The sequence below is a fragment of the Flavobacterium quisquiliarum genome (assembly GCF_019308285.1).
Classification (GTDB): Bacteria; Bacteroidota; Bacteroidia; order Flavobacteriales; family Flavobacteriaceae; genus Flavobacterium; species Flavobacterium quisquiliarum.
Map to the genome: position 1 here is coordinate 141,219 of NZ_WWEM01000040.1, position 25,520 is coordinate 166,738.

Genomic DNA, 25,520 nt, shown 5'->3' on the forward strand with positions numbered 1-25,520 from the left:
ATGAACAATATATCGAAAATGTTTTTAGCAGCACTCTTTACAGTTTCCCTGACCGCCTGTGGAGATAGTCAAAAAAAGGAAAGCGAAGACGGTCATAACCACGAGCACAAAACGGAAGCAAAAGCCGATACAGGGCACGGACACGAGCACGGAGCCGAAGAGGGCGCTGCCACCGTTGCGGCACTTACGCCCCAACAGATTGAAGCTGTAGGTATCAAATACGGTGTGGTGGAAATGAAAGAACTAACCGCCACTATTAAAGCGAACGGTATTTTGAGTTTGCCCAACAGTAGCAAGGCAAATGCTACCTCTTTATACGGTGGCGTGATAAAATCTATTAATGTACAGATTGGCGACTATGTACGCAAAGGACAGGTTATTGCCACCATTGCCAACCCGCAGTTTATCCAGTTGCAGGAAGAATACCTGACCATCAACAGTAAAATAACTTTTGCCGAACAGGAAATGCAAAGACAAAAAGAACTGAACACCGGCAATGCCGGGGCATTGAAAAACCTGCAAAATGCCACCGCCGAACTCAATGCGTTAAGAACCCGCAAAGCCTCTTTGCATCAACAAATACAGCTAATGGGCATCAATCCAAATTCAGTCAGCAACAGTTCACTTAAATCCTCACTGATAGTTACAAGCCCCATTAGCGGAGCCATTAGCAATGTGTACGGCAAAATCGGCAGCTATGTAGATGTTTCTTCGCCTGTGGCTGAAATTGTAGATAACAGTTCCCTGCATTTGCATTTGAATGTATTTGAAAAAGATTTGCCCTTGCTGAAAACCGGGCAGACCATACATTTTACCCTGACCAATAATCCGGTAAACGAGCACGATGCCGTGATATACGGTATTGGTTCGGCGTTTGAAAACGACAGCAAAACCATTCCCATACACGCCCGTGTAAAAGGCAATGTAAAGGGACTGATTGACGGGATGAACATTACGGCGATTGTGAGCCTCAACAATGTGCTTTCCCCGTCAGTTCCAAATGATGCGGTGGTAGATGCGGACGGTAAGAAATACATCTTTGTCATTACCAACAAAAAGCCGCAGGCAGCCGGAGAAGAAGACGGACACGGGCACGACCACGGCGATGAAAAGACAGCGCATAAAGAGGAAGCGGCAGGCACGGTAAATTTTGAAAAAATTGAAGTGGTTACAGGTGTTACAGAAATGGGTTATACGAGCATTACTCCAGTAACGGAAATTCCCAAAGATGCAAGGATAGTTACCAAAGGTGCGTTTTTCATCAATGCGAAATTATCAGGTGGTGGCGGTCACGCTCACGCACACTAAAATAACAAATACCCTCTGATTGTTCCTAATAAGCAATCAGCCAGTAAATCAAATATAAGGGTTTTGCTAAAATGGTAGCTGTTTCGCTTTTGCAACCAGGTTCCCAAAATGGCAGAGTAATTTTGTTTTACAAATAGAAATAAAAAAAATTTTAGATATGTCAAAAATATGTTGTAGTACAGACGATAGTCTGAACCTGGTAAATAAAAAAGAGCATAAACATAAATATGATACACAGGGAAATCAACTATGCTGTTTGAAAACAGAAAAGATTTATAAAAATGCAGGTGCATCAGATTTGCTGAAAGATGCTAATCATTCCGATGACGGACACGGACACACTGGCGGCAAAAGTTGCAGTAAAGCCGATACTAAACATTGTGATGATGACCACAACCATATAGAAAAAAGCGGACGCAATCACGACCACCACGGACACAATCACGATCACCACGGGCACAGCCACGGTGATGACCACGACCACAGTCACGACATAGAGGGTAAAACCACCTTTCAGTTATTTATGCCTGCGGGTATATCTTTAGCTTTATTACTTGTTGCTATTGGTTTTGATAATTACTTTCCCCAAACCTGGTTCACGGGTTGGGTTAGAATTGCCTGGTACGTTATCGCTTATTTGCCTGTTGGGTTGCCAGTAATCAAAGAAGCTGTTGAAAGTATCAGATACAAAGATTTCTTTTCAGAATTTTTCTTAATGGCTATTGCAACAATCGGTGCATTTGCACTTGGCGAATATCCTGAAGCAGTAGCTGTAATGCTGTTCTACTCCGTAGGCGAAGTCTTTCAGACTATTGCAGTATCAAGAGCAAAAGGTAATATTAAAGCCCTGTTAGACCAACGCCCTGATGAGGTAACGGTTATCAGAGCAGGTAAGCCTATTGTTGTAAAAGCTGAAGATGCCTACATAGGTGATGTTATTCAATTAAAGCCGGGCGAAAAATTAGGATTGGACGGGGAGTTAATTTCAGAAACCGCCTCTTTCAATACAGCAGCCCTTACAGGAGAAAGCAAACCTGATACAAAAAGTAAAGGTGAAACTGTATTGGCAGGTATGATTAACCTCAACACCGTAAGCCAAATAAAGGTAACAACCGATTATTCGGATAGTAAGTTGAGCAGAATTTTGGAACTGGTTCAGGATGCTACATCACAAAAAGCACCAACGGAGTTGTTTATCCGTAAATTTTCCAAAATTTATACGCCGATAGTCGTATATCTGTCTATTGCTATTACCTTACTTCCCGCACTTTTCGTAGATAATTATGTATTCAGTGAATGGTTGTATAGAGCATTGGTATTCCTTGTTATCTCTTGTCCTTGCGCTTTGGTAATCTCCATCCCTCTGGGTTATTTTGGTGGTATTGGGGCCGCAAGTCGAAATGGTATTCTGCTTAAAGGGTCTAATTTCCTTGATATTCTTGCCAAAGTAGAAAATGTAGTGATGGATAAAACGGGAACCCTCACCGAAGGTGTTTTCAAAGTACAGGAAGTCTTTATCAAACCAGAATTCAATAAAGACGAAATTCTCAACCTCGTCAACGTATTGGAAAGTCAAAGTACACACCCTGTTGCAACGGCAATCCACAATTATTGGGGAGAGGTAGATGCCGACGTAAATTTAGCAAATGTTGAAGAAATAGCAGGACACGGATTAAAAGCCACCGTTAACGGTAAAGAGCTTTTAGTAGGTAATTTCAAATTGCTCGATAAATTCAACATCAGCCATGATGCAGATACCGCAAACATCGTTTACACGGTAATAGCTGTTGCTTATGATAGAAAGTTTGTAGGATATTTAACCATTTCGGACAGCATTAAGGTAGATGCAAAAGCAGCAATTGAAAAGCTGCGTAAAATGGGTGTAAAAACCACAATGTTGAGTGGTGATAAAAATACCGTTGTTCAGTTTGTTTCGGGACAGTTGGGCATTGACAGTGCCTACGGAGATTTATTACCTGAAGACAAGGTTAATAGAGTAAAGGAAATCAAATCCCGTAATGGCAGCGTGGCGTTTGTTGGAGACGGTGTAAATGATGCGCCTGTTATTGCGTTGAGTGATGCTGGGATTGCAATGGGAGGATTAGGTAGTGATGCCGCTATTGAAACTGCTGATGTTGTCATTCAGGATGATATGCCATCCAAAATACCAATGGCTATTAATATCGGAAAACAGACTAAAAAAATCGTCTTTCAAAATATAGCATTGGCATTCGGAGTAAAAGCAATAGTGCTTATACTCGGTGCAGGAGGATTAGCCACTATGTGGGAAGCCGTATTTGCAGATGTAGGTGTAGCTTTATTAGCTATTCTAAATGCGGTTCGAATTCAAAAGATGAAGTTCTAACTAAGAAGCTAGACTGCCGCAAGAAATCTTGCGGCAGTTTTTTATCCTAAAAATATTTGTGAAATGGCTAAAAAACAATCACAATCTTCATTAAGCGAAGTACATAATTCTGTAGACACGACTGTTCCTGGTCAATCTCGCTGGCGAAGAGTTTTGGCTTTTTTTGGACCGGCTTATCTTGTCAGTGTCGGATATATGGATCCAGGCAACTGGGCAACAGGCTTGGCCGGTGGTAGCCAATTTGGCTACTCATTACTCTGGGTTTTAGTAATGAGTAGTATTATGGGCTTGTTGCTACAAAGCTTGTCTGCCAGGTTAGGGATTGTTCGAAATAGAGATTTGGCACAGGCAAACCGGGAAACTTATCCTAAGAAGGTAAATTTTGTATTATATATACTTGCTGAAGTCGCTATTGTTGCGACAGACCTTGCAGAAATATTGGGGATGGCAATTGGTTTACAGTTGCTCACGGGAATGCCTTTGATTTGGGGTGTTGCTATTACAGCCTTAGATACATTCCTGTTGATGACTTTGCAAAAATGGGGAATGCGCAAGCTCGAAGCCTTTATCATCGGTTTGATATTCGTTATAGGAATGTCGTTTCTTGTACAAATATGGGTAGCTGACCCTAATGTAGATGAAATTGCAACAGGACTGATACCACATATACAGAATGATACTGCATTGTACATTGCTATCGGTATTATCGGTGCAACGGTAATGCCACATAATTTATACCTACACTCTGCACTGGTGCAGACACGTAAATTTAATCGTGATGATGCCAGTATCAAAAAAGCAATTAAGCTCAATTTTTGGGATAGTGCCATTGCTCTAAATATGGCATTGCTTGTAAATGCAGCTATATTAATTCTTGCCGCTACAGTTTTTTATAAAACCGGACGTTCCGACGTGGCAGAGCTAAAGCAGGCTTATGAATTATTGCCACAGCACCTCGGAAGCGATTTTACAGCAAAACTATTTGCTGTAGCTTTGATTGCTGCCGGACAAAGCAGTACCATTACGGGTACGCTTGCCGGACAAATAGTAATGGAAGGTTATCTACGCTTTCGAATGAACCCTTTGTTGCGAAGACTTATCACAAGGTTACTTGCCATAGTTCCAGCAGCAAATGTTGCTAATGTTGATAAAAAGGCAGCTGTAGGATTGTCAGCAGGGAAAAATTTAGTAGAAATTACAACAGCTAAACTTCCAAAAATAAAGAAGTCATACCATTCAATTAGCGTTCCCATCGAGGAAGCACCAATCACTTTCCAGATTGTTTTTTTGTTAGCAGTTTCGCTCATAAATAATGTGTTTTTGTGTTAATTCTTGTGTGTTTTTTTATAATAATATCATTGCTTGTATTGTTATCATGTCGTCCATGTGTTTTGGTTGATCGAAAGATTTTTGATATTCTACAGAAATTTTAGCATTCTGACCATCAATGTACCAGTTTCCACCTAATTTTAATTCGTTTGCAGGCTTTACTAGACCTTTGAAATCTCTGTAAGAATATCCTACATACGGCTGAATTCTATTACGGAATTTTCCTTCTCCTTCTTTGATGTTTTTAGGCAATAAATACCCGACATGTCCAGAAAACTGATTTCCATCTCCTACAACATTTCCTTGTACATAATTTTCGCCCATGTCCGAATTTTGATATTTCGCATAAGCTGTTATCGAAGAAGATTTTCCGATTGGCGCATCATAAAAAGCATCAACAGCAAGATGAGTTACATTTTCTCCAACCAAATTATCATTTTCTTTTTTGACAATTGCATTACTTTGATTGAAAAATCCTGCTCCGATGTTAAATACTTTTTTAGTTCCTAAATAGGTTCCAACGCGATAAGGTAAAGCATTTGATTCTTGATCTAAAAATTGATAATCAAAATATCCTGAAACCGCATATTTTCCTTCTCCAAGTATCGCTTTTCCTAAATACTTTTCTTGTCCGTTTTCTAAAACTGTCGAAGAGTTTCCATCTAAAGTATTAGTAATAGCATCACTTAATGCTAAACGATAATTCAGTTTTCCAATTCGCCCTTTTGCAAACATTCCCAAATGAATTGAAAATTGATCAGACAAACCAAGTGTTGACCAGTCAGCTCTGTTATTATCTAAGGTCAACATATTGATAGAACCTTGACCATTTCCACGAGAAATTCCACCAAAATTGTGAACTCCAGCACCAATTGCTAAATTGTTTGTTACCTTATATTGTAAAAACATTTCATGCAAGAAAAACGATACATCTGTACTTTTTCCCATCGGAGAAAGATTATTATCATAGATTCCATTTGCACCAAAATGTGTTAAAATCATAAATCGATCATTGATTTGTGAATAAGCAAGAACGCGCGCTCGTTTGATAGAAAATCCATCATTGGCGTGTTTTCCTTCGTAATCCTGAAACCAAGTTTGTCCCAAAAGAATAAATCGGACATATTTACTTCCTTCTGGATTTAATTTAACGACCAAACCGCCGTCATATTCAGAAGCATATTGAGCCTTCAATTCCGTGGCTCCAAAAATGGATAGTAGAGCAATTGCGACAAAAATTTTTTTCATTTTTTAATAAATGGTGTTAGTTGTACATTATTTGTGATTTTGTATTGACTTAATTAATAGACTTTGTAAAAGTGATTTTTGATGCCAAGTATGGAGAATGGATTGGAACGCATATGATTGGCTATAATGTAACGGAGTTGATAGCTCAAACCACAACTGCGCGTAAATTGGAAACAACATGGCACGAGCAATTGGATACTATCTTTCCACATCCAACTATGAGTGAAGCCATAAAAGATGCTATTGAAGATGCCTTAGGTGAGGCAATACATCTATAAATAAATACAAAATACTTTTAAATTTATCTTTAAATTGATTGATTATGAAAAACAGACTAAACTGTTGGAAGTGTGTACTGTTACTGTCTTCACTTCTCGGATTGTTGATACAGATCTAAAATCCAGATTTGGTAATTTTTAAGAAGGCAGATATTTTCATCTGCCTTTCCTCTATCTATTAATTCAATTATTAAAAAAGTCACGGAATATAAAACGTGACTTTTTTAATAAGAATAAACGAAATTAGTCTTAATTTAGAGTAGCTACTAGTGAAACTTCTAATTTATAAGCTTTTCCTACCGGACACATAGCTTTTGCTTGTTCTGCATAGTTTAAAAATTCTTCTTCATTTAAACCTGATATTTTTGCATTTAGCACTAAATCAGAGTTCGTAATATCGAAGCTGGTTGCTGTTATTGTACAAGATGTTTCTAAAGATTCTGCCTCAATCCCTTTGCTTGTAAGTATATAGTTTAACGTCATTGTATAACATGCAGCGTGTGCTGCGGCCATCAATTCTTCTGGATTTGTAGCGGTATTTTCTCCTTCAGATTTATTGTGTTTAAAAACACTGCTTCCAATGGCTGAATGTGCTGCATCGAAATTACCGCTTCCATTTTTAAAATTACCTTGCCACTTAGCTGTTACTTTTGCTTTCATTTTTAAATTTGTTTTAAATTACTTGACAAAATTACTATCTATAAAACGTGTCATCAATGCATATACTTCATTCTTAATAGGACTTTTTTCCTTCAACGAACTCTTTAAAGAGCGTTTCGGAAAGAAAGAGGTGGCAGACCCGTTTGTGATTTGAAAAATCGCACAAAATATGAGTAGTCTTCATACCCGAGGTAATCAGCAATTTCCTTAATGCTTAAGGTTGTATTAGCAAGTAACCTTTTAGCCTGAAGAATAATTCTTTGCTTAATAATGATGCTTGGTGCTACCTGTTTTTCAGATACAATTTTTCTATTGAGGTTTTTAGGTGTAATATTCAGCATATTTGCATAATCAGAGACATTATGATTCGTACGATAATGAAGCTCGACCAATTGGCTGAATTTTCTGGCTAACTCCTTATCATATGAAACGATTTGACTATCATTATTTGATTTTATTAAAGTTCTGGTTGCTGAAATGATTATTTGTTTGATGTATGTTTTTATCATTTCTTCAGCCCAAAAATCTTTTTTATTAATCTCTACTTTTATAGAAGATATTAGTTTTAGGAAAAGTATGTCCAGATTCGTTGACAAATTTAGATAAGGCAGCTCGAATACATTATCAAAAAGGAGCCCGTCACAGGCAAGCTCTTTATCATGGAAAGCTATGCAATAAAAATCAGTATTGAAATAAATAATACTTCCTCTAGATTCCTTGGATATTTGAAAATGCTGGCCAATACTAAAGAAAAGCAAGGCGTTTTCTGTAAAGCTGTACTCTACGAAATCTACAATAATGCTACCGTTTTTCTCCATATAAATGATTTTATAGTAGTCTTCAAGCAGCGTATTGCTACTTATACTATTTTCAGATTTATCATCAAAATCCAGATATCCTATCGATTGGTTTTTATTTAATCCGTCATCCATTTTTTCTCTATCTATGAATATTTGTATCAACGTTTTTCTCAATAACAAAGCCCTATTTTTTTAGGGCTTTGTATATATTCAAACTAAAATTACACATTATACATTACAAGGTACCTCTGCGTTCCTGTTCTCTTTCAATTGATTCAAAAAGAGCTTTGAAGTTTCCAGCACCAAAACCTCTAGCTCCCATTCTTTGAATAATTTCGAAAAAGAATGTAGGTCTATCCTGAATAGGTTTTGTAAATATCTGTAACAAATAACCTTCTTCGTCAGCATCTATCAGAATTCCCAGTTTTTGCAATTCATTTAAATCTTCTTTGAAATTGTCAGCATGAGCTTTGATGCGATCAGGGATGGCATCATAATATGCCTGTGGCGGAACGGATAGGAACTCGACACCTCTTTTTTTCATTTCCTCTACCGTTTTGATAATATCATCGGTAGCCAATGCCAAATGCTGAACCCCAGCGTCTTCATAAAAATCCAAGTACTCTTCTATTTGAGAACGCTTTTTACCTTCAGCTGGCTCATTAATCGGGAACTTAATTCTTCCATTTCCATTTGCCATAACTTTTGACATTAGGGCAGAATATTCGGTAGAAACCTGTTTGTCGTCAAAAGATAAGAAATTAACAAATCCCATTACATCTTCAAACCATTTTACCCATGTATCCATTTCGTTCCATCCTACATTTCCAACCATATGATCAATAAATTTCAGACCAACAGGTTCCGGATTATAGTCTGATTCCCATTTCGTAAATCCAGGTAAAAAGATTCCTTTGTAATTTTTACGTTCTGTAAACATAAAAACCGTTTCACCATATACAAAAACACCCGCTTGTATTGCTTCTCCATTTTCATCTTTAGTAACGGTAGGCTCCATAAATGGCTTAGCTCCACGTTTGATAGTTTCTTCAAATGCACTTTTGGCATCCTCCACCCATAAAGCAACTACTTTTATTCCGTCTCCATGTTTTTTCACATGCTCACCGATTGGAGAAGAAGAGTTAAGTGCAGTCGTCAGTACAATACGAATCTTGTCTTGTTTTACAACATAAGATACTTTGTCTTTTACTCCTGTCTCTAATCCTGCATAAGCTTCAGATTGGAATCCATAAGCCGTTTTGTAATAATGCGCTGCCTGAAGAGCATTTCCTACATAAAATTCTACATAATCAGTTCCTAAAAGTGGAAGAAAGTCTTGTGCTCCTTCAAATATTTTTTCTAAACCGTATTCAACGCTTTTTAATTTATTTGTCATTGTTTTTTATTTTTATAATATGATTTTGATACATGATTTGTGTACACTGGATGAAGTGTAGTTGTATTTAGAACTTGTATCCCAGCTATAACATAGCACGATGCAAAACCGAAAGAAAGGTTTTGATAGACATTTTATAATTAGTTAGTATTATTCCTTGGTAAATGTATTTCACTTATTTATAACAAACATTATAATCAGTAAAAGTCATAAAACAAACCAGAAATATTACAAGTGGAACTGTTTTTGGTAAATAATCAGTAAATGTCATAAATCAAACAAGGAATATCACAACCAATATTACCTGTTATCTTATGAACTTTGTACTCAAGAAATACAATTAAAAAGTTCAAAACAATGGAAAGCAAAAACCTTCAATTCAAGACAAACCTTAACTGTGGTAACTGTGTTGCTAAAGTACAGGGTGATTTAGATAGCGCTAATGGTATCAGCGAATGGAATGTAGATACTACAAATAGTGATAAAGTCCTTACGGTTAAATCGGAAGGAATCAGCGAAGACGAAATCGTTACAATTATTAAGAAAAAAGGGTTTAAAGCCGAACCTATTTCACAATAATATAATAAGCAATTCATTAATCATAAAAAAGAGATAAAAAATGAAAAAGTTAATAATAGCAATAACCGTAATGTTGTTTGGATTTTCTGCCTTTGCACAAAACACAAACAATCTGTTAAACAGTTACATCAGTGTAAAAAACGCTTTAGTAAGTAGTGATAGCAAAGCAGCGAGCACCGCAATTTCGGTTTTCAACGATGCAGTAAAAGGTGAAGATAATTTTTCACAGAAAACTGATCTGTTAAAAGCGACAGAAAAATTAAACAAGGCTGGAAACAATATTGAAAAGCAAAGAGCAGCTTTTAACGATGTTTCTACTATAATGTGGAAACTGGTAAAGTCGTCTGATAAAGTAATTCAACCTGTTTATTATCAGTATTGTCCTATGAAAAAAGCATATTGGTTGAGCAAAGAGAAAGATATTAAAAATCCTTATTATGGCTCATCAATGCTTACCTGTGGCAAAGTTGCAGAAACTAAATAATAAAAACCTTTAAGGCATTGCTTATTGAGCAATGCCTTTTAATCTTTGTATAACCAATGCGATTTTTAAAATGAATAATAAAAAATTTCTTCACAAAAAGTTGTTGCTGCTAACTCTGTTAGCGCTCTTCATATCACAGGTCGGTATAGCCCAAAAAGTAGTACGTTACGATTTGTATGTAAAAGATACCATCGTAAACTATGCAGGCAAAGAAAAAAGAGCAATCGCTGTAAATGGGCAAATACCAATGCCAACACTTGAATTTACTGAAGGCGATACGGCAGAAATAGTGTTACATAATCAACTTAAAGAAAGTACCTCATTGCATTGGCACGGATTATTTCTGCCCAATAAAGAAGATGGCGTTCCTTTTTTAACGCAAATGCCCATTGAACCTGGTGAAACCTTTACGTATCGTTTCCCTATTATTCAAACGGGAACGCATTGGTATCATTCTCATTCAGGATTGCAAGAGCAGATTGGTATGTATGGGAGCTTTATCATGCATAAGAAAGCTGATGATAAAACATTTAGAAAAGGGATTGACGATTTACCGGAAATTCCCATAATGCTAAGCGAATGGACGAACCTGAAGCCCGAAAATGTACACCGTATGCTGCACGCAGCAAGCGACTGGTTTGCGATAAGGAAAGGCGCAACACAAAGCTACGCCGAAGCCATTAGAAGCGGAAAATTCAAAACCAAGCTGAACAACGAATGGAAGCGTATGTTGGCAATGGACGTGAGCGATGTGTATTACGACCGTGTAATGATGAACGGTAATCATCATACCGATTTAAAAAGCATTGACGGCAAGCCCTTAAAAGCAGGCGATAAAGTACGTTTACGCATTTCCAATGGGGGTGCATCGTCTTACTTTTGGCTGCGCTATGCAGGCGGTAAAATTACCGTAGTGGCGAGTGATGGCAACGATGTGGAGCCTGTGGAAGTGGACAGGCTGATTATTGCTGTATCGGAAACTTACGATGTGGTTGTTACCATTCCCGAGGACGGCAAAGCCTTTGAATTTATGGCAACCACCGAAGACCGTACCCAATCCACAAGCTATTTTATTGGCAACGGTACAAAACAATTGGTCGGGGAAATGCCACGCCTGAAATATTTTGAGGGTATGCAAATGATGAACGATATGATGAAGATGAACGGCGACCTGGAAGATATGGGAATGAATATGAGCCTGAACCAAATGGATATGAACGTAGTGATGTACCCGGAGATTACAGGCGAGGAAAAGAGCAAAAAAAACAAGGGTACAGCACCGTCTATGGAGCATCACGGCGACCATAAGATGAATAGCGACGAAGACCCCAACCGTTATAATGCTAATGCGTTGAGCGACATTAAAACGCTCAATTACGCAATGTTGAAATCGCCGCATAATACCACGCTTCCGGCTGATGCCCCGGTTAAGGAACTGAAATTTACCTTAACGGGAAATATGAACCGTTACGTTTGGAGTATGGATAACAAGGTTTTGGCAGAAACAGATAAGATACCTGTTAAAAAAGGCGAAGTATTGAGGATTACGATTTATAATAACTCAATGATGCGCCACCCGATACACCTGCACGGTTTTGATTTCAGGGTGCTGAATGAGCACGGCGAAAATGCACCGATGAAAAACATCATCGACATTATGCCGATGGAAACCGATACGATAGAGTTCCTTGCGAATACCGAGGGTGATTGGTTTTTCCATTGTCATATCCTGTATCATATGATGGCAGGTATGAATAGGGTTTTCGCTGTGGATGATTACAAAAATCCGTATTTACCCAATAAGGAAAAAGCATATAAAATGTTGCAGCGTGAAAGCAATATGCCACATTTGATGGCTCAAAGTGATTTTGCGACCAATGGTATTGACGGAGAAGCAATGTTGATGAACGCCCGTTACAGTTTGGGTACGGAATGGCGTTTAGGCTATAATGATATGCACGGCTATGAAGTGGAAACGCATTTGGGACGTTACATTGGTAAAATGCAATGGCTGATGCCTTTTGTCGGTTTCGATTGGCGATACCGCAGAATGGGAATGGACGAGCACGAGAAAAACCTCTTCGGACAGGTTAATAAAAAAGACAACCGAGCTGCTGTGAGCTTAGGGGTAATGTACACCTTGCCGATGTTGGTCAACGTACAGGCAGAAGTTTACCACGACGGTATTTTCAGGGTATCATTGATGCGGGAGGATATACCTATCTCCAGACGGTTAAGAGCCGGGTTTATGGTCAATACCGATTTGGAATATATGGCAGACCTGCGGTACATTTTGACGAGGCATATCGGTATCAGGGCGCACTATGATAGTGATATGGGCTTTGGTGCAGGACTTTCGCTCAATTACTAAAGGATTTCATTCATAAAATAGACAAAGGTTGTAGCGGTTATGCTATAACCTTTTTGCATTTACAATACCAGACTAAATCAGTAAACCTCACAAATCAAACAAGAAATATCACAATAGGCAGCCCGAAACAAATTGCCAATTTTGCATCATAAATTTTAAGATTATGACAGCAAAAATAAAATGGAACAACGTGTATCTACTGTTTACCTCGCAGGCGTTGTTCCAGACTGCATCCATATTGGTCATTACACTTTCGGGTGTGGTAGGCTTACAAATGGCTCCCGATAAAAATCTGGCGACCTTACCATTGGCAATGATTACCGTAGGTACGGCAGGTATGATGATACCCGCATCCCTCATTATTAGAAAATTAGGTCAGCGCAATGCCTTTATGATAGGTACACTGATAGGTGTTTTGTCGGGTTTGGTTTCGTGGTACGGTATTATCCAAAATTCCTTTTGGCTGTTTTCAGTGGGTAATATGCTCATTGGTACTTATCAAGGCTTTTCGCAATACTATCGTTTTGCGGCGGCTGATGCCATTCCCGACTATGCGAAAAGCAAGGCAATTTCTTTTGTTATTGCAGGTGGCATTGTTGCAGCATTCGCAGGACCCAACTTAGCGAGGTTTACGCAGCATTTAGGGGCGGTTCCTTACGCTTATCCCTACTTTTCTATTATCCTGTTAAGCGTGGTCGCTTTGGGTGTTGTTTCCTTTTTAAAGCTGCAAAGAACATCTGCGGTACAAACCAATGAAGCGGTAAAGAAAGGTCGCCCGTTAAAAGAAATCATTAAGAATAAAGATACCATACTTGCAATACTGGCATCATCTACCGCATTTGCCGTAATGGGAATGTCTATGACTGTTACCCCGATAGCAATGCACAGCGTAGGGCATTCGTCCGACAGCTCCGCAACGGTTATCCAGTGGCACGTATTAGGTATGTTCCTGCCGTCATTCTTTACAGGTATGCTTATTCAGAAATTCGGCGTTTACCGTATCATTATTTCCGGTTTGGCGATTTTGTTCCTGTACATCATCATTGCCCTGATGGGAACAGGCTTTGCGCATTTCGTTTCCGCATTGTTCATCGTGGGCTTAGGTTGGAACTTCCTGTTTATCGGCGGTTCGTCATTGCTTACCAAAGTGTACCGTCCCGAAGAGAAAGAAAAAACGCAGGCTTTCCACGATTTCACGGTTTTTGCAGTAATCAGTATTGCTAGCTTCTTTGCAGGCAGCCTGTTTAATTACTGGGGTTGGAATGGCGTAAACATTGTACTGATACCGATGCTTATCATCACATTGATAGCGGTTATCAGGATTGTAATGAGCCAAAAGAACAGCGTTAGCAATCAGTAAAAATCGTAAATCAAACAAAGAATATCACAATAGATACAACCCATTTAATGCGGAAATTTGTATTGTAATAAGAGAGATAAATAAATGAATAATTTAAAACCATATTACTAAGCACGGTTGTTTCACTGGCAGCGTTATCTGCCTGCAACAATTCAGAAAGTAATAATAAAAAATCAGAGGATATGAATGCACATCAGCACGCAAATCACGACAGCGCATACGCTTGTCCGATGCACCCGGAAGTAAAAGGAAACAAAGGCGATAAATGCCCTAAATGTGGTATGGCTTTGAGCCCTGTTAATAAAGAGAAAAGCCAGTATGAAGTAAAAGTGGCTGCCGACCCGCAAAATGTGGAAGCAGGTAAACCAACTAATCTATCCATCGCCATTAGTGAACACGGTAAAAATGTACCGTTGGAAGTAGTGCACGAAATGAAAATGCACCTTTTGGTAGTGAATGAAGAACTGACCTGGTTTGACCATATCCACCCCGAAGAACAGGCAGACGGTTCTTATAAGGTTTCAGAAACATTCCCTACAGCAGGTAAATACCTGTTATTTACCGACTACAAACCGAACGGAGCCGAGGGAGAGGTCAATAAGCAAACCATTGAGGTAAAAGGTACGGCAGCAACACAAACAGCCGATTTAAAGACAAAATTGGTTTCAACCGTAGATGGTTTTACGGTAACGCTGCTTAACGGCGAAGACTTTAAAACAAACAGAAATCAGGGCTTGCAATTTTCGGTAGAAAAGGACGGCAAGAAATTAGAGGAAAAGGATATGCAGAATTATCTCGGAGCGACTGCCCATATCGTAATGATAAGTAAAACTAATAAGGATTTTCTACATATACACCCGGTATCAAAAGAGAATTTCCCAATCTATGCCGAAACGCTTATCAAAAAAGCAGGGCTTTATAGATTGTGGGCACAGTTCAAAATAAACAATGTGGTACATACGGCAGATTTTACTATTACCGTATCAGAAGGCGAAAAATCGGTAGAAGACCACAGCCACCACACGCACAACCATTAATAGTCTGTAACAGGAAAACAGTAAAAGTCACAAATTAAACCCGGAATATCACAATAGCAGACTTCGGGATTATGTTGAATTTTGCGACAGTTCAAAACAATAGTAAATAAGTTTAAAAAAATATGGAAAATACAGAATTTCAGTTCAAGACCAATCTTAATTGTGGCGGTTGTGTATCAAAGGTAAAAGCGGATTTGGACAGTACCGACGGTATCTGCGAATGGAATGTAGATACAGCCAACAATGACAAAATTTTAACCGTAAAATCAGAGGGTATAACACAAGATGAAATAGTTGCCATCGTTAAGAAAAAAGGCTTTAAAGCAGAACCATTAGTGGTTTAATCTCTTAGCCCTATCCAGTTTTAATTAAGGATAGGGCTCTCTTATACTCAATCAATACATACTAAAATGAGGCAATTTATTGTGGGCTATCTGCAATTGCTGCCTCATTTTGTGCTTTTTAATTGGTTTCATACTTTAAATTTCGCTTTCGATGACAAATTATTACCAAACTATAATAAACGAATTAGACGATAGAATTAACGAATTGACCTATGAGCCAAGTAATTCATTGATATCGTATGAAAATGCAATTATATTAGTCTTGCAGAAACTTGAGGAGATAAAAAAATACATTAAGAAGAATGGATTTAAAGATGATGAAGCCGAAATACTTTTTTTCAAACAGCTAAAGCCTCAATTAGTATCGAAGCTCATCTACTTCAATGCCATTTACAAGATTGAAACAAAAAGACCACGAGGCGGCGATAAAATCATCAAGAAATATCTGAATGTTGAGCTTTCCAAAATCAAGAGGTATTTCGATGCTAATTTGGAATTTTACAAGTATTACAGAACCAACAGCACTCATCTGGACTATAAATTCTTTTTACGTGGCAAGCACGATATAAAGTTGAGTTTAGACACCTATTATTTTGAAGCAGACCATAATTTTGCAACCTCGCACGATTACAAGGTAGCTAAGATTATTGCCAACGACTTGATACAGGTTTACCTCGAAGACCAGTTGAGCAATAACAATCAGAGAAAGCTACTTGAAACGCCTCCCCTAAACTGGACAGGTAGTAAAACTTCACTCATTGAGTTGATTTATTCGCTGCATTCGCAGGGTTCAATTGACAATGGTAATGCAGATATAAAAATCATCGCCAAGACTTTTGAAAATATATTTAATATTGACTTAGGGGATTTCTACCATTCCTATTTGGAACTGAAAGGCAGGAAGATAAACCGAACAAAGTTCCTCGATAGTCTTCGGGATGCACTTATCAAAAGGATGGACGAGCAAGACGAAAAATAAAGGTAAAGTTTCACTGCTTTACCTTTATTTTTTATACATTTGCAGTAATGATTTACAAGGTAATTGAATGAAAGCAAGTGTAGTAAGCACCATTACTAAATCGTTACCGATAACTCTTTCGGTTCTTGTAAACTACTCTTTATTAGTCAGTTTTGACTAAATTAATCTTTTTAGACAAAAATAAAATATGCGCTTATTTCTATTTATCTGTCTTTTAATAGTTTCTTGCAATTCGAAAGAAAACAAAGAAAAATACAATCGTAAATCCTATCGTGCTGTAAATAATAAAGATACGGCTGTTTTGGACATTAAGATTAATGACAAACGCTTTTACGGAAGATATGAAATCTCACATTACAGAACAGGCAAAGATTCCGGAGATGTCAGAGGTGATTTAAGAGGCGATACACTTCGTGGTGATTATCATTATATTTCATTTGGCGGAGGCTGGAAAAGAGTTCCAATTGCACTTTTAAAGAAAGATAATAAACTAATTTTAGGAAAAGGGGTTATCGGAACGTATTTTAATCTTCCCTGCTTTGTTCCAGATGTTCCTATTGAATATAATAATTCGGAATTTGTTTTTGAAGAAGTGACTAAATAATCTCAAATTCAAAAGTTTAACCGCAAAGAACGCAAAGATTTACGCAAGGTTCGCAAAGTTTTTTACACAAAGCTTTGCGAACTTTGCGTTTTTATAAAACCTTGTGTAGTAAAAAAACTTGCATTCTTTGCGGTTAAACAAAAAAACTCATTCAAATTTCCCTATAGTAGAAGGAAGTTCAAATATTTCCAGATCAAAATATTTTACAGAAGCCATCACGTGATCGAAAATATCCGCCATAATGTATTCGTAGTTTGCCCAACGTTTATCACTTGAGAAAACATAAATTTCTAAAGGAACTCCGTGCGCTGTTGACTGCAATTGCCTGCACATAATATGCATGTCTTTGTTCAGTCCCGGATGGTTAACTAAATACTGCATGATATATTTTCTAAACAAACCTAAATTGGTCATATTTCGACCATTTAGCGAAAGCGTTTTGTCAACACCTCTTAAATCATTATATCTGTCGATTTCAGTCTGTCTGCTGTCGATATAAGACGTTATTAGTTGCACTTTTCTTAATTGTTCTAAATCTTCATCATTTAAAAAACGAATGGTGCTGCTTTTGATTAAAACATGTCTCTTGATACGTCTTCCTTCAGATTTCTGCATCCCGCGCCAGTTCTGAAACGAATCCGAACTTAAAGCATACGTTGGAATTGTGGTAATGGTATTATCAAAATTTCGAACTTTTACTGTTGTCAAATTGATTTCGATAACATCTCCATCGGCACCAAATTTGTCCATTGTAATCCAGTCGCCAATACGAACCATATCATTTATGGCAACCTGAACACTTGAAACAAATCCCAAAATTGTATCTCTGAAAATCAAAATAATAATGGCTGAAAGTGTTCCTAGAATAGTTAGCAATTCGCCTTTTTTGATTCCGAACAAAGTCGAAATAATCATCGCAACTCCAAAAATCCAGAGCACAATCATAATAACCTGAACGAAACTATCAATTGGCTTGTCGCTGTATTCCGGTTTTTGTTTTAAATAGTCTCGCAACGAATTAAAAACAGTTCGAACAATCCATAATCCTAGCAGAACGATATATACACCAACTATTTTTCCGAAAATTAATTCCCAATATTCGTATTTATCTAAAATGACGGGAACTGCTTTATAAATAAAGAAAAACGGAATTAGATAAGCTGTATATCTGGTTGTTTTGTTTTGAATTAAATAATCGTCAAACTTTGTTTTGGTACGCTGTGCAAAAACGGCCGTCAAAGTGACTAATATAAATTTGGCTGCATAATAAATTATATAGGCCAGAGCTATTAAAATAGCAATATTAAAGATTAAACTGGTATAAGACGCAACATTACGACTCATTCCCCAATCTCTGAAAACGGGATATAAAAAATTAAATATTTTATCCAAAAGCTTATGCATTTGCTTTAGTTTCTAAATACTTTTTCTCAATATAAAAAGTTCCAAAAGGAATAAGTGAAGCAACCAGAATAATGACGAAAGTTTTTAAATCCCAATTCATTGATTTTTTCAATAAAAAAGCCAGAAGGATATAGCCAATAAATAACACTCCATGTGTCATTCCTAAAGGACGTAATAATGTATGATAAAGTTCAGGATTATTATTTTTGATAATCAACATATTAGCAAATAATACTAAATAAGAGATTCCCTCTAAAATTGCGGTAACTTTGAAAATCTTGAGCATGTATATATTTTTTAAGTTTATGCGCGCAAAATTAAGTAATATCGTTGGTTTTTGAGGTATTTGTTAAGAAAGTAATTTACTTTTGTAATCTTAAGTTTTGATAATGAGTAAAAGAGATTTAAAAAAATATTTAGGCGAATTGACTAAGGAACAATTAGAAGAACAACTAATTGAATTGTATGAAAAATTTGCTCCTGTAAAAACCTATTACGACTTTGTTTTTAATCCGAAGGAAGACAAATTACTTCAGGAAGCAAAAGTCAAAATCTCACACGAATATTTCCCTATTAAAAAACCAGGAGCAAGATGGCGTCCAAAAGCCAAAATGCGAAGATCTGTTGCGCAGAAATTGATCAAACATTTTATAACGCTTGGAGTCGATTCTTTTGTTTTGGCTGATATTATGTTGTACAATATCGAAATTGCCCAAACCTATTCTTCTCAAAATTTCATCAAGCAGGAATTATTCTACAAAAGCATCTTTAATTCTTTTGAACAAGCTGTTAATTTTATCGTCTCAAATGGAATTTTTAATGATTTTAAATTGCGAATTAATGGTGTTTTGGAAGAAACTGTAGACCAAAAATGGAAAAATAAGTACGATTTTGAGGCCATTTTAGAGAAAATCGACTACTAAACACCCTTCTCATAAAAAATCTTAGTTTAAAAAAAACATTTATTTTAGGTTAAAAAAAGATGAATAACTGTTTTTTCGGTGTATTTTTGCAAAAATCCAAAAATAAACAATGTCTCAAAACACTTTAGAAATACAAAGAGAAGAGAAAAAAGAGCTGTATGCATACCAAAAAGGCGATATTGATGCCATTTTTGACCGTTTAGATAATGCTCCTCCGAAACATCATTTACTGTATCAACTTCCAACAGGAGGAGGAAAAACGGTAATATTTTCTGAAATCGTTCGCCGCTATTTGTCACACAATGATAAAAAAGTGGTGGTTTTAACGCACCGTATCGAATTATGTAAACAAACTTCAAAAATGTTGACTGGTTTTGGCGTTACAAACAAAATAATCAATAGTAAAGTAAAAGAACTGCCAGACCAAAATGATTTTTCTTGTTTTGTGGCGATGGTCGAAACTTTAAAAAACCGTATTAATGATGAAAAACTTCATTTAGACAATATCGGTTTGGTTATTATTGATGAGGCGCATTACAATTCCTTTAGAAAATTATTAAACTCCTTTAAAAATGCTTTTATTCTTGGAGTAACAGCAACACCTTTGAGCTCTAATATAAAGCTGCCAATGCACCAAAGCTACAATGAGCTTATTGTAGGAGACACTATTGGATCATTGATTGATAAAGGATTTTTGGCAAAAGCAACAACTTACAGTTATGATGTTGGATTAACTTCATTAAAGGTTGGGATCAACGGTGATTATACAGTAAAATCATCTGATGATTTGTATACCAATACTTTAATGCAGGAAAAATTGCTTCATGCTTATACTGAACGATCTTTAGGTAAGAAAACGTTGATTTTCAACAACGGTATACATACTTCTTTATACGTTTATGAAACCTTTAGAGAAGCAGGTTACGATATTAGACACCTTGATAATACAAGTAGTTCTGAAGAACGTAAAGATATATTACAATGGTTTAAAAAGACTCCTGACGCAATTTTGACTTCTGTCGGAATTTTGACAACTGGTTTTGATGAACCAACTGTAGAAACAATTATCTTAAATAGAGCAACAAAATCGTTGACTTTATATTTCCAAATGATCGGTCGTGGTTCTCGTAAATTACCTGGAAAAGATGAATTTACAGTAATCGATTTAGGAAACAATGCTGCACGTTTTGGTTTATGGAGCGATCCTGTAAACTGGCAGCATATTTTTAAATCGCCGGAGTTTTATTTGGAAAACCTTCGTGATGACCAAGAAATTGAGATGTTTTTCAAATACAGCATGCCAGCTGAGTTACGTGCTAAATTCAGCAAAACGGCCGATGTGAGTTTTGATGTTGATGAAGAGCACAAATTAATCATCAAGCAAAATCTTCGTTCTAAAGTTGTTTTAGATAAATCTTTAGATCAGCATGCCGGAATGTGCGTTGATAATACAGAAACACTTCAGGAAGCTAAAATGCTGGCAAAAGAACTGGATGATGATATTGAAGATCGTATCAAACGTTATTCAAAATGTTTAAGCCAATGTAGTAAAAACTACCGCGAATGGCTGGTTGATGATTACAAACAAAGATTAACTTTATTAATTGGTAAAAAGTATCGTGAGAAAATCATGAATGAGCCAGATTGATAATTTAAAAGTTTAATTGTTTCAGGTTTCATGTTTCAAGTTGTTGGAATCTAAAATATTATCATAATTATAAAAGGAGAAATAGCATTTCAAAGCAAATGTAATTTCTCCTTTCAACTTATTAAGTTTTTGGTGTAACTTGAAACCTGAAACTTTAAACAAATTAAAGAACATGTCTAAACAATTCTCAACATTAGGACTTTCAGCGCCAATTCTAAAAGCTTTAGGCGAATTAAATATCGTTGAACCCACTGAAATTCAACAAAAAACAATTCCGCTTTTACTATCTGAAAATCATGATATTGTAGGTTTAGCAAAAACCGGAACAGGAAAAACAGCTGCTTTTGGACTTCCATTACTACAATTAGTTAATGCAGAATCAACAACAGTTCAAGCAGTAATTTTGGTACCAACAAGAGAACTAGGACAGCAGATTGTTAGAAACTTAGAAGGTTTTTCAAAATATATTCCAAGTATATCTATTGCTTCCATTTGTGGAGGAACTCCAATAAAACCGCAAATCGAAAGATTAAAAGAAGGAGCACAGATTGTGGTAGCAACTCCTGGACGTTTAATAGATTTGATTCAGCGCAAAGCAATTGATTTAAAAACTACTGAATATTTAGTTTTAGACGAGGCAGACGAAATGATAGCCATTCTAAAAGAAGGTTTGGACGAAATTGTTGCAGAACTTCCTAAAAAACGCCGTACTTTATTGTTCTCCGCTACACTTCCAGGCGCTATCAAACAATTGATTCAGAATTATTTGAATAAAAATGTAGTGCAGCTAAGCGCCAATATGGAAACTGTTGGAAACGAAGGAATAGATCATGAATATATTGTGGTTGACCCAATTGAAAAATTAGAAGTCTTAATGCATTTCTTAAATTCAAGAGATGGAGAAAGAGGAATTATTTTCTGTAAAACGAAAGCTGCTGTAAATAAACTGGCTAAAAATCTGGCAATCAATAAATTTTCGTCTGGAGCACTTCATGGAAGTTTGACACAAGGAATTCGCGATAGAATAATGGAACAGTTTCGTGAAGGACATATTAATATTTTGGTTGCAACCGATTTAGCAGCAAGAGGAATAGATGTAAAGGAGATTTCGTATGTAATTAACTACCACTTACCTGACACTTACGAAAATTATGTACATCGAAGCGGAAGAACCGCAAGGGCAGGGGCAAAAGGACTTTCGTTAACTGTATTACAACAAGAAGAAGTTTTCGAAATTGCTGATTTTGAAAGAGAATTGGGAATTAAATTTTCTGAGTTCAAAAAACCAACTGCAGCGAGTCTTGAAGAAAATAATATGCTTTTATGGGCCAAACAAATCTTCAAAACAAAACCAAATCATGATCTTTCTGCCGATTTAAAAACAAAAGTGAAAACCGTTTTTCATCATTTAACGAAAGAAGAACTAATCGAGAAATTAATGGCGAGTTATGTCTTACAGAACAAAATCGATATAGTTGATAAAACAGTTAAAAAATTCAAAAAGTAAATAATATGACTTTTGTCATTGTATATTAAAGTTGTACTTTTATAAGGAATTATTCTATAATCCTATTAATTACAACCTATATGAAAATAGTCATTATTGGAGGCGGATTTGCAGGAATCAATCTAGCAAAAGAGCTTGTAAATCAGCCTCAAATACAAGTAACCCTTGTAGACAAAAATAATTATAACTTTTTCCCACCACTTATATATCAAGTTGCTACGGCATTTTTAGAGCCTTCCAGCATCAGTTATCCTTTTAGGAAATTTTTCGCTGGTAAAAAGAATCTTAGTTTTCGTTTAGGCGAATTACTATCTGTTTCCCCTACTGAAAAGAAAATCACTTTAAGCAACGGCGATTTAGAATATGATTACCTTGTTTTTGCTACTGGAGCAGAAACAAGCTATTTTGGCATGGAAAACGTAATGAAAAATGCCATTCCGATGAAAACCTTAAATGATGCCATCGTAATGCGTAATACACTGCTTAAAAACCTTGAAAAAGCGGCCATTTGTAAAGACATGCGCAAAAGACGTAAATTACTTACAATTGTAGTAGCAGGAGGGGGGCCGACAGGAGTGGAGGTTTCTGGTATGTTTGCCGAAATGCGAAAAAACATCCTTTTAAAAGAGTATCCTGAATTAGATACTTCTGCAAGCAACGTTTATTTAGTTGATGGAGGCGATGCTTTATTAGCACCAATGAGCAAAGAATCTCAAAAAGATACTTTGGAAGCCTTAACTAAATTAGGAGTTGTAGTAAAATTAAATACCAAGGTAGTTGATTATGTTGATGATACAGTAATGTTTGAAAACGGAGAAACCATCAAAACCAAAAATTTAATTTGGGCTGCGGGAGTTTCGGCTAAAATTTTCGAAGGAATTCCAAAAGAAAGTTATGGTCGCGGAAGACGTATGGCAACAGATGAATTTAACAAAGTAAATGGTGTAGATCATATTTATGCAATTGGTGATACTGCCATTACAGCCGGAGATAAAAATTTCCCTGATGGACATCCGCAGGTTGCACAAGTTGCAATCCAACAAGGATTAAATCTGGCTAAGAACTTTAAAGCAATGGTTACGAATAAACCACTTAAACCATTTGCTTACAACGATAAAGGATCAATGGCAATTATCGGAAAAGCAAAAGCTGTTGTGGATTTGCCAAGTCCAAAATGGCACTTTAAAGGTTTCTTTGCCTGGATTATTTGGTTGTTTATTCACTTAATTTCCTTGATCACTTATAGAAACAGATTAAATACTTTCTGGAATTGGATGGTGGCTTATTTCGCAAAAGATCAATCTCTTAGAATGATCATTAGACCAGATAAGAAAACACAAAACTAAAAGAATAAAATTCCAATTTTTTAAATTCCAAATCCCAAGAGAATGTGTTATAAAAAAGCCGAAATCTTAGATTTCGGCTTTTCGTTTATTGTAACTAAAATAACTTTTCAAGTTTTGGAATTTGGAATTTCAGTATTGGAATTTCTTTTCTCTTTTTTTGGAATTTGGAATTTCCATATTGGAATTTCTATTTTTTTAATGAGCAATCATCACATCATCACTATCAGAGATTGTAACTTTATTTTTGATGAATCGTTTTCCGATATTTAGAATAATGAACGCCGTAATCGTCGTTGTCGTCATTACAGCAACCATTGGAGCAACAGAGTCTTTTACAAAAACTCCAATTGCAAATGACGCCAAGGCACCTAATCCTAACTGAATAGCTCCCATTAATGCTGAGGCACTTCCGGTATTTTTGGCAAAAGGAGCTAATGTTAATCCAGCTGTGTTCGGATTTGAAATCCCTAAACAAGCTAAGAACAAAAACAACATTCCGATAGTCTCGTACAATCCTAAAAGATCATTCAATGCTAAAATCAAAAAGATAACACTAATTACTGATTGTGAAATCAAAGCTCCAAAAATCATTTGTTCACTTGAAAATCTCTTTAATAATATAGAATTCAACTGACTAGAACCAATGAAACTAACCGACATTAAAGCAAAAATCCATCCATAAGTTTTAGCATCTACTTTATAAATATCCATAAAAATCAATGGAGAAGCGGCTACATAAGAAAACAATCCAGAAAAAGCGATTGCTCCAGTAAAAGCGTACGTATAAAATTGAGGTTCTTTTAAAACAGATAAAAAGTTCGTAATAATAGGTTTAGGTTTTAATGAAATAGTCGTGTCTGGTTTATATGTATCTGGAAGGCCAATTTGTGATGCAGCTAAAATCACAATTCCCATACACATTAATATAAAGAATACAGCATGCCAGCCCAGATCTTCGGTAACATAACCACCAATTGTCGGAGCAAGCATTGGCGAAAGTCCAACTACAAGCATTAAAAGAGAAAATACTTTAGGTATATCTTTTACAGGAAATAAATCACGAACCATAGCTACAGAAGCCACAGTTGCTGCACAACTTCCAACAGCCTGAACAAAACGAAGCAGGATAAAAGCATCAATATCAGAAACATAAATACATCCTAAAGATGCTAAAATATAAACCAATAGACCAATAAATAAAGGTTTTTTGCGTCCAAAACGATCTAATAATGGCCCATAAAGCAATTGTCCAGCTGAAATTCCAATAAAATAACTGGACAAACTCATAGAGACTTTTGCTACAGTTGTGTTTAAATCTTTTGCAATTCCGGAGAAACCAGGCAGATACATGTCAATTGAAAAAGGACCAAGGGCGGTTAAAGAACCTAAAATAAGGATAAGTTTAATGTATTTTTTTGTTGTCATTTTCTTAAAAAAAGGCTTTTAATTTTTTGCAAAGGTAAAGATTTCGTAACTTGTTATAGAACTTCATTGAGTTTATAACAATAAATTAAAGTCATTGCCAGTATAATTTGGTATAACCATTTATT

At 36.4% G+C, this 25,520-nt stretch carries 21 protein-coding genes and 3 pseudogenes; 16 read left to right on the top strand and 8 right to left on the bottom strand.

From position 1 onward, the window contains the following. From GSY47_RS24150 to GSY47_RS24160, 3 genes and pseudogenes are all read left to right on the top strand, one after another. Positions 1-1,308, top strand: a complete 1,308-nt coding sequence (locus GSY47_RS24150) for an efflux RND transporter periplasmic adaptor subunit (RefSeq protein ID WP_066434357.1) — start codon at positions 1-3, stop codon at positions 1,306-1,308. 157 nt (positions 1,309-1,465) lie between these two features. After that, positions 1,466-3,673: a heavy metal translocating P-type ATPase gene (locus GSY47_RS24155; RefSeq protein ID WP_219071567.1), complete on the top strand. Its 2,208-nt coding sequence runs from the start codon at positions 1,466-1,468 to the stop codon at positions 3,671-3,673. Between the two features lie 63 nt (positions 3,674-3,736). Continuing rightward, positions 3,737-4,840 (top strand): annotated as a pseudogene (locus GSY47_RS24160) (Nramp family divalent metal transporter); the annotation flags it as partial. Here the strand turns inward: GSY47_RS24160 and GSY47_RS26250 are convergent. Together GSY47_RS26250 and GSY47_RS24165 are read right to left on the bottom strand one after the other, a co-directional pair. Beyond that, positions 4,795-4,980, bottom strand: a pseudogene (locus GSY47_RS26250) (MFS transporter); the annotation flags it as partial. The pseudogenes GSY47_RS24160 and GSY47_RS26250 sit on opposite strands and share 46 nt — an antisense overlap. 37 nt (positions 4,981-5,017) lie before the next feature. Then, positions 5,018-6,250 (bottom strand): hypothetical protein, encoded by a 1,233-nt coding sequence (locus GSY47_RS24165; protein ID WP_219071568.1) that lies wholly within the window; start codon positions 6,248-6,250, stop codon positions 5,018-5,020. 62 nt (positions 6,251-6,312) lie between these two features. On the opposite strand from GSY47_RS24165, the pseudogene GSY47_RS24170 reads away from it, so the two are divergent. Next, positions 6,313-6,528 (top strand): annotated as a pseudogene (locus tag GSY47_RS24170) (dihydrolipoyl dehydrogenase); the annotation flags it as partial. Positions 6,529-6,777: 249 nt separating this feature from the next. Here GSY47_RS24170 and GSY47_RS24175 read toward each other — a convergent pair. The 3 genes from GSY47_RS24175 to hppD all read right to left on the bottom strand — a co-directional run bounded on the left by GSY47_RS24175 (position 6,778) and on the right by hppD (position 9,384). Beyond that, positions 6,778-7,188, bottom strand: a complete 411-nt coding sequence (locus tag GSY47_RS24175; RefSeq protein ID WP_038330952.1) for an OsmC family peroxiredoxin — start codon at positions 7,186-7,188, stop codon at positions 6,778-6,780. Positions 7,189-7,292: 104 nt separating this feature from the next. Continuing rightward, complete coding sequence (locus tag GSY47_RS24180) at positions 7,293-8,150, bottom strand: helix-turn-helix domain-containing protein (protein ID WP_219071569.1); 858 nt, start codon at positions 8,148-8,150, stop codon at positions 7,293-7,295. Positions 8,151-8,223: 73 nt separating this feature from the next. Next, on the bottom strand, positions 8,224-9,384 hold the full coding sequence (gene hppD, locus GSY47_RS24185; protein ID WP_159333301.1) for a 4-hydroxyphenylpyruvate dioxygenase: 1,161 nt from the start codon (positions 9,382-9,384) through the stop codon (positions 8,224-8,226). Between the two features lie 357 nt (positions 9,385-9,741). Between hppD and GSY47_RS24190 the strand changes: the two genes are divergently transcribed. The 8 genes from GSY47_RS24190 to GSY47_RS24225 all read left to right on the top strand — a co-directional run bounded on the left by GSY47_RS24190 (position 9,742) and on the right by GSY47_RS24225 (position 17,142). After that, positions 9,742-9,963, top strand: coding sequence for a heavy-metal-associated domain-containing protein (locus GSY47_RS24190; protein ID WP_065720928.1), 222 nt, complete (start codon positions 9,742-9,744; stop codon positions 9,961-9,963). A 40-nt stretch (positions 9,964-10,003) separates the two neighbouring features. After that, positions 10,004-10,447 (top strand): DUF3347 domain-containing protein, encoded by a 444-nt coding sequence (locus GSY47_RS24195; protein ID WP_065720927.1) that lies wholly within the window; start codon positions 10,004-10,006, stop codon positions 10,445-10,447. Between the two features lie 70 nt (positions 10,448-10,517). Further along, on the top strand, positions 10,518-12,818 hold the full coding sequence (locus GSY47_RS24200; protein WP_219071570.1) for a multicopper oxidase family protein: 2,301 nt from the start codon (positions 10,518-10,520) through the stop codon (positions 12,816-12,818). A gap of 163 nt (positions 12,819-12,981) precedes the next feature. Continuing rightward, positions 12,982-14,178 (top strand): MFS transporter, encoded by a 1,197-nt coding sequence (locus tag GSY47_RS24205; protein WP_066434337.1) that lies wholly within the window; start codon positions 12,982-12,984, stop codon positions 14,176-14,178. A 182-nt stretch (positions 14,179-14,360) separates the two neighbouring features. Then, positions 14,361-15,215 (top strand): heavy metal-binding domain-containing protein, encoded by an 855-nt coding sequence (locus GSY47_RS24210; protein ID WP_219071571.1) that lies wholly within the window; start codon positions 14,361-14,363, stop codon positions 15,213-15,215. Between the two features lie 122 nt (positions 15,216-15,337). Then, positions 15,338-15,559, top strand: a complete 222-nt coding sequence (locus tag GSY47_RS24215) for a heavy-metal-associated domain-containing protein (protein WP_066434334.1) — start codon at positions 15,338-15,340, stop codon at positions 15,557-15,559. 151 nt (positions 15,560-15,710) lie between these two features. Next, entirely contained in the window at positions 15,711-16,538 is an 828-nt protein-coding gene (locus tag GSY47_RS24220) for an RteC domain-containing protein (RefSeq protein ID WP_066434328.1), read from the top strand. Between the two features lie 187 nt (positions 16,539-16,725). After that, the gene (locus GSY47_RS24225; RefSeq protein ID WP_179004464.1) at positions 16,726-17,142 is read left to right on the top strand and encodes a hypothetical protein; all 417 of its coding nucleotides are present in this window, start codon (positions 16,726-16,728) and stop codon (positions 17,140-17,142) included. Between the two features lie 147 nt (positions 17,143-17,289). Here the strand turns inward: GSY47_RS24225 and GSY47_RS24230 are convergent, their stop codons facing one another. Further along, complete coding sequence (locus GSY47_RS24230; RefSeq protein WP_179004466.1) at positions 17,290-18,546, bottom strand: mechanosensitive ion channel family protein; 1,257 nt, start codon at positions 18,544-18,546, stop codon at positions 17,290-17,292. Further along, positions 18,539-18,832: a DUF3817 domain-containing protein gene (locus tag GSY47_RS24235; protein ID WP_179004468.1), complete on the bottom strand. Its 294-nt coding sequence runs from the start codon at positions 18,830-18,832 to the stop codon at positions 18,539-18,541. The genes GSY47_RS24230 and GSY47_RS24235 overlap by 8 nt, the downstream gene beginning before the upstream one ends. Positions 18,833-18,935: 103 nt before the next feature. Between GSY47_RS24235 and GSY47_RS24240 the strand changes: the two genes are divergently transcribed. The 4 genes from GSY47_RS24240 to GSY47_RS24255 all read left to right on the top strand — a co-directional run bounded on the left by GSY47_RS24240 (position 18,936) and on the right by GSY47_RS24255 (position 23,970). Continuing rightward, a complete protein-coding gene (locus GSY47_RS24240; RefSeq protein ID WP_179004470.1) occupies positions 18,936-19,469 on the top strand; it encodes a DUF6155 family protein in 534 nt (177 codons plus the stop codon). Between the two features lie 109 nt (positions 19,470-19,578). Next, complete coding sequence (locus tag GSY47_RS24245; RefSeq protein ID WP_179004472.1) at positions 19,579-21,117, top strand: DEAD/DEAH box helicase; 1,539 nt, start codon at positions 19,579-19,581, stop codon at positions 21,115-21,117. A gap of 172 nt (positions 21,118-21,289) precedes the next feature. Then, on the top strand, positions 21,290-22,624 hold the full coding sequence (locus tag GSY47_RS24250; RefSeq protein ID WP_179004474.1) for a DEAD/DEAH box helicase: 1,335 nt from the start codon (positions 21,290-21,292) through the stop codon (positions 22,622-22,624). A gap of 80 nt (positions 22,625-22,704) precedes the next feature. After that, a complete protein-coding gene (locus GSY47_RS24255; protein WP_179004476.1) occupies positions 22,705-23,970 on the top strand; it encodes an NAD(P)/FAD-dependent oxidoreductase in 1,266 nt (421 codons plus the stop codon). Between the two features lie 195 nt (positions 23,971-24,165). On the opposite strand, the gene GSY47_RS24260 is transcribed toward GSY47_RS24255, so the two are convergent. Beyond that, entirely contained in the window at positions 24,166-25,395 is a 1,230-nt protein-coding gene (locus GSY47_RS24260; protein ID WP_179004478.1) for a multidrug effflux MFS transporter, read from the bottom strand. Positions 25,396-25,520: the final 125 nt, after the last annotated feature.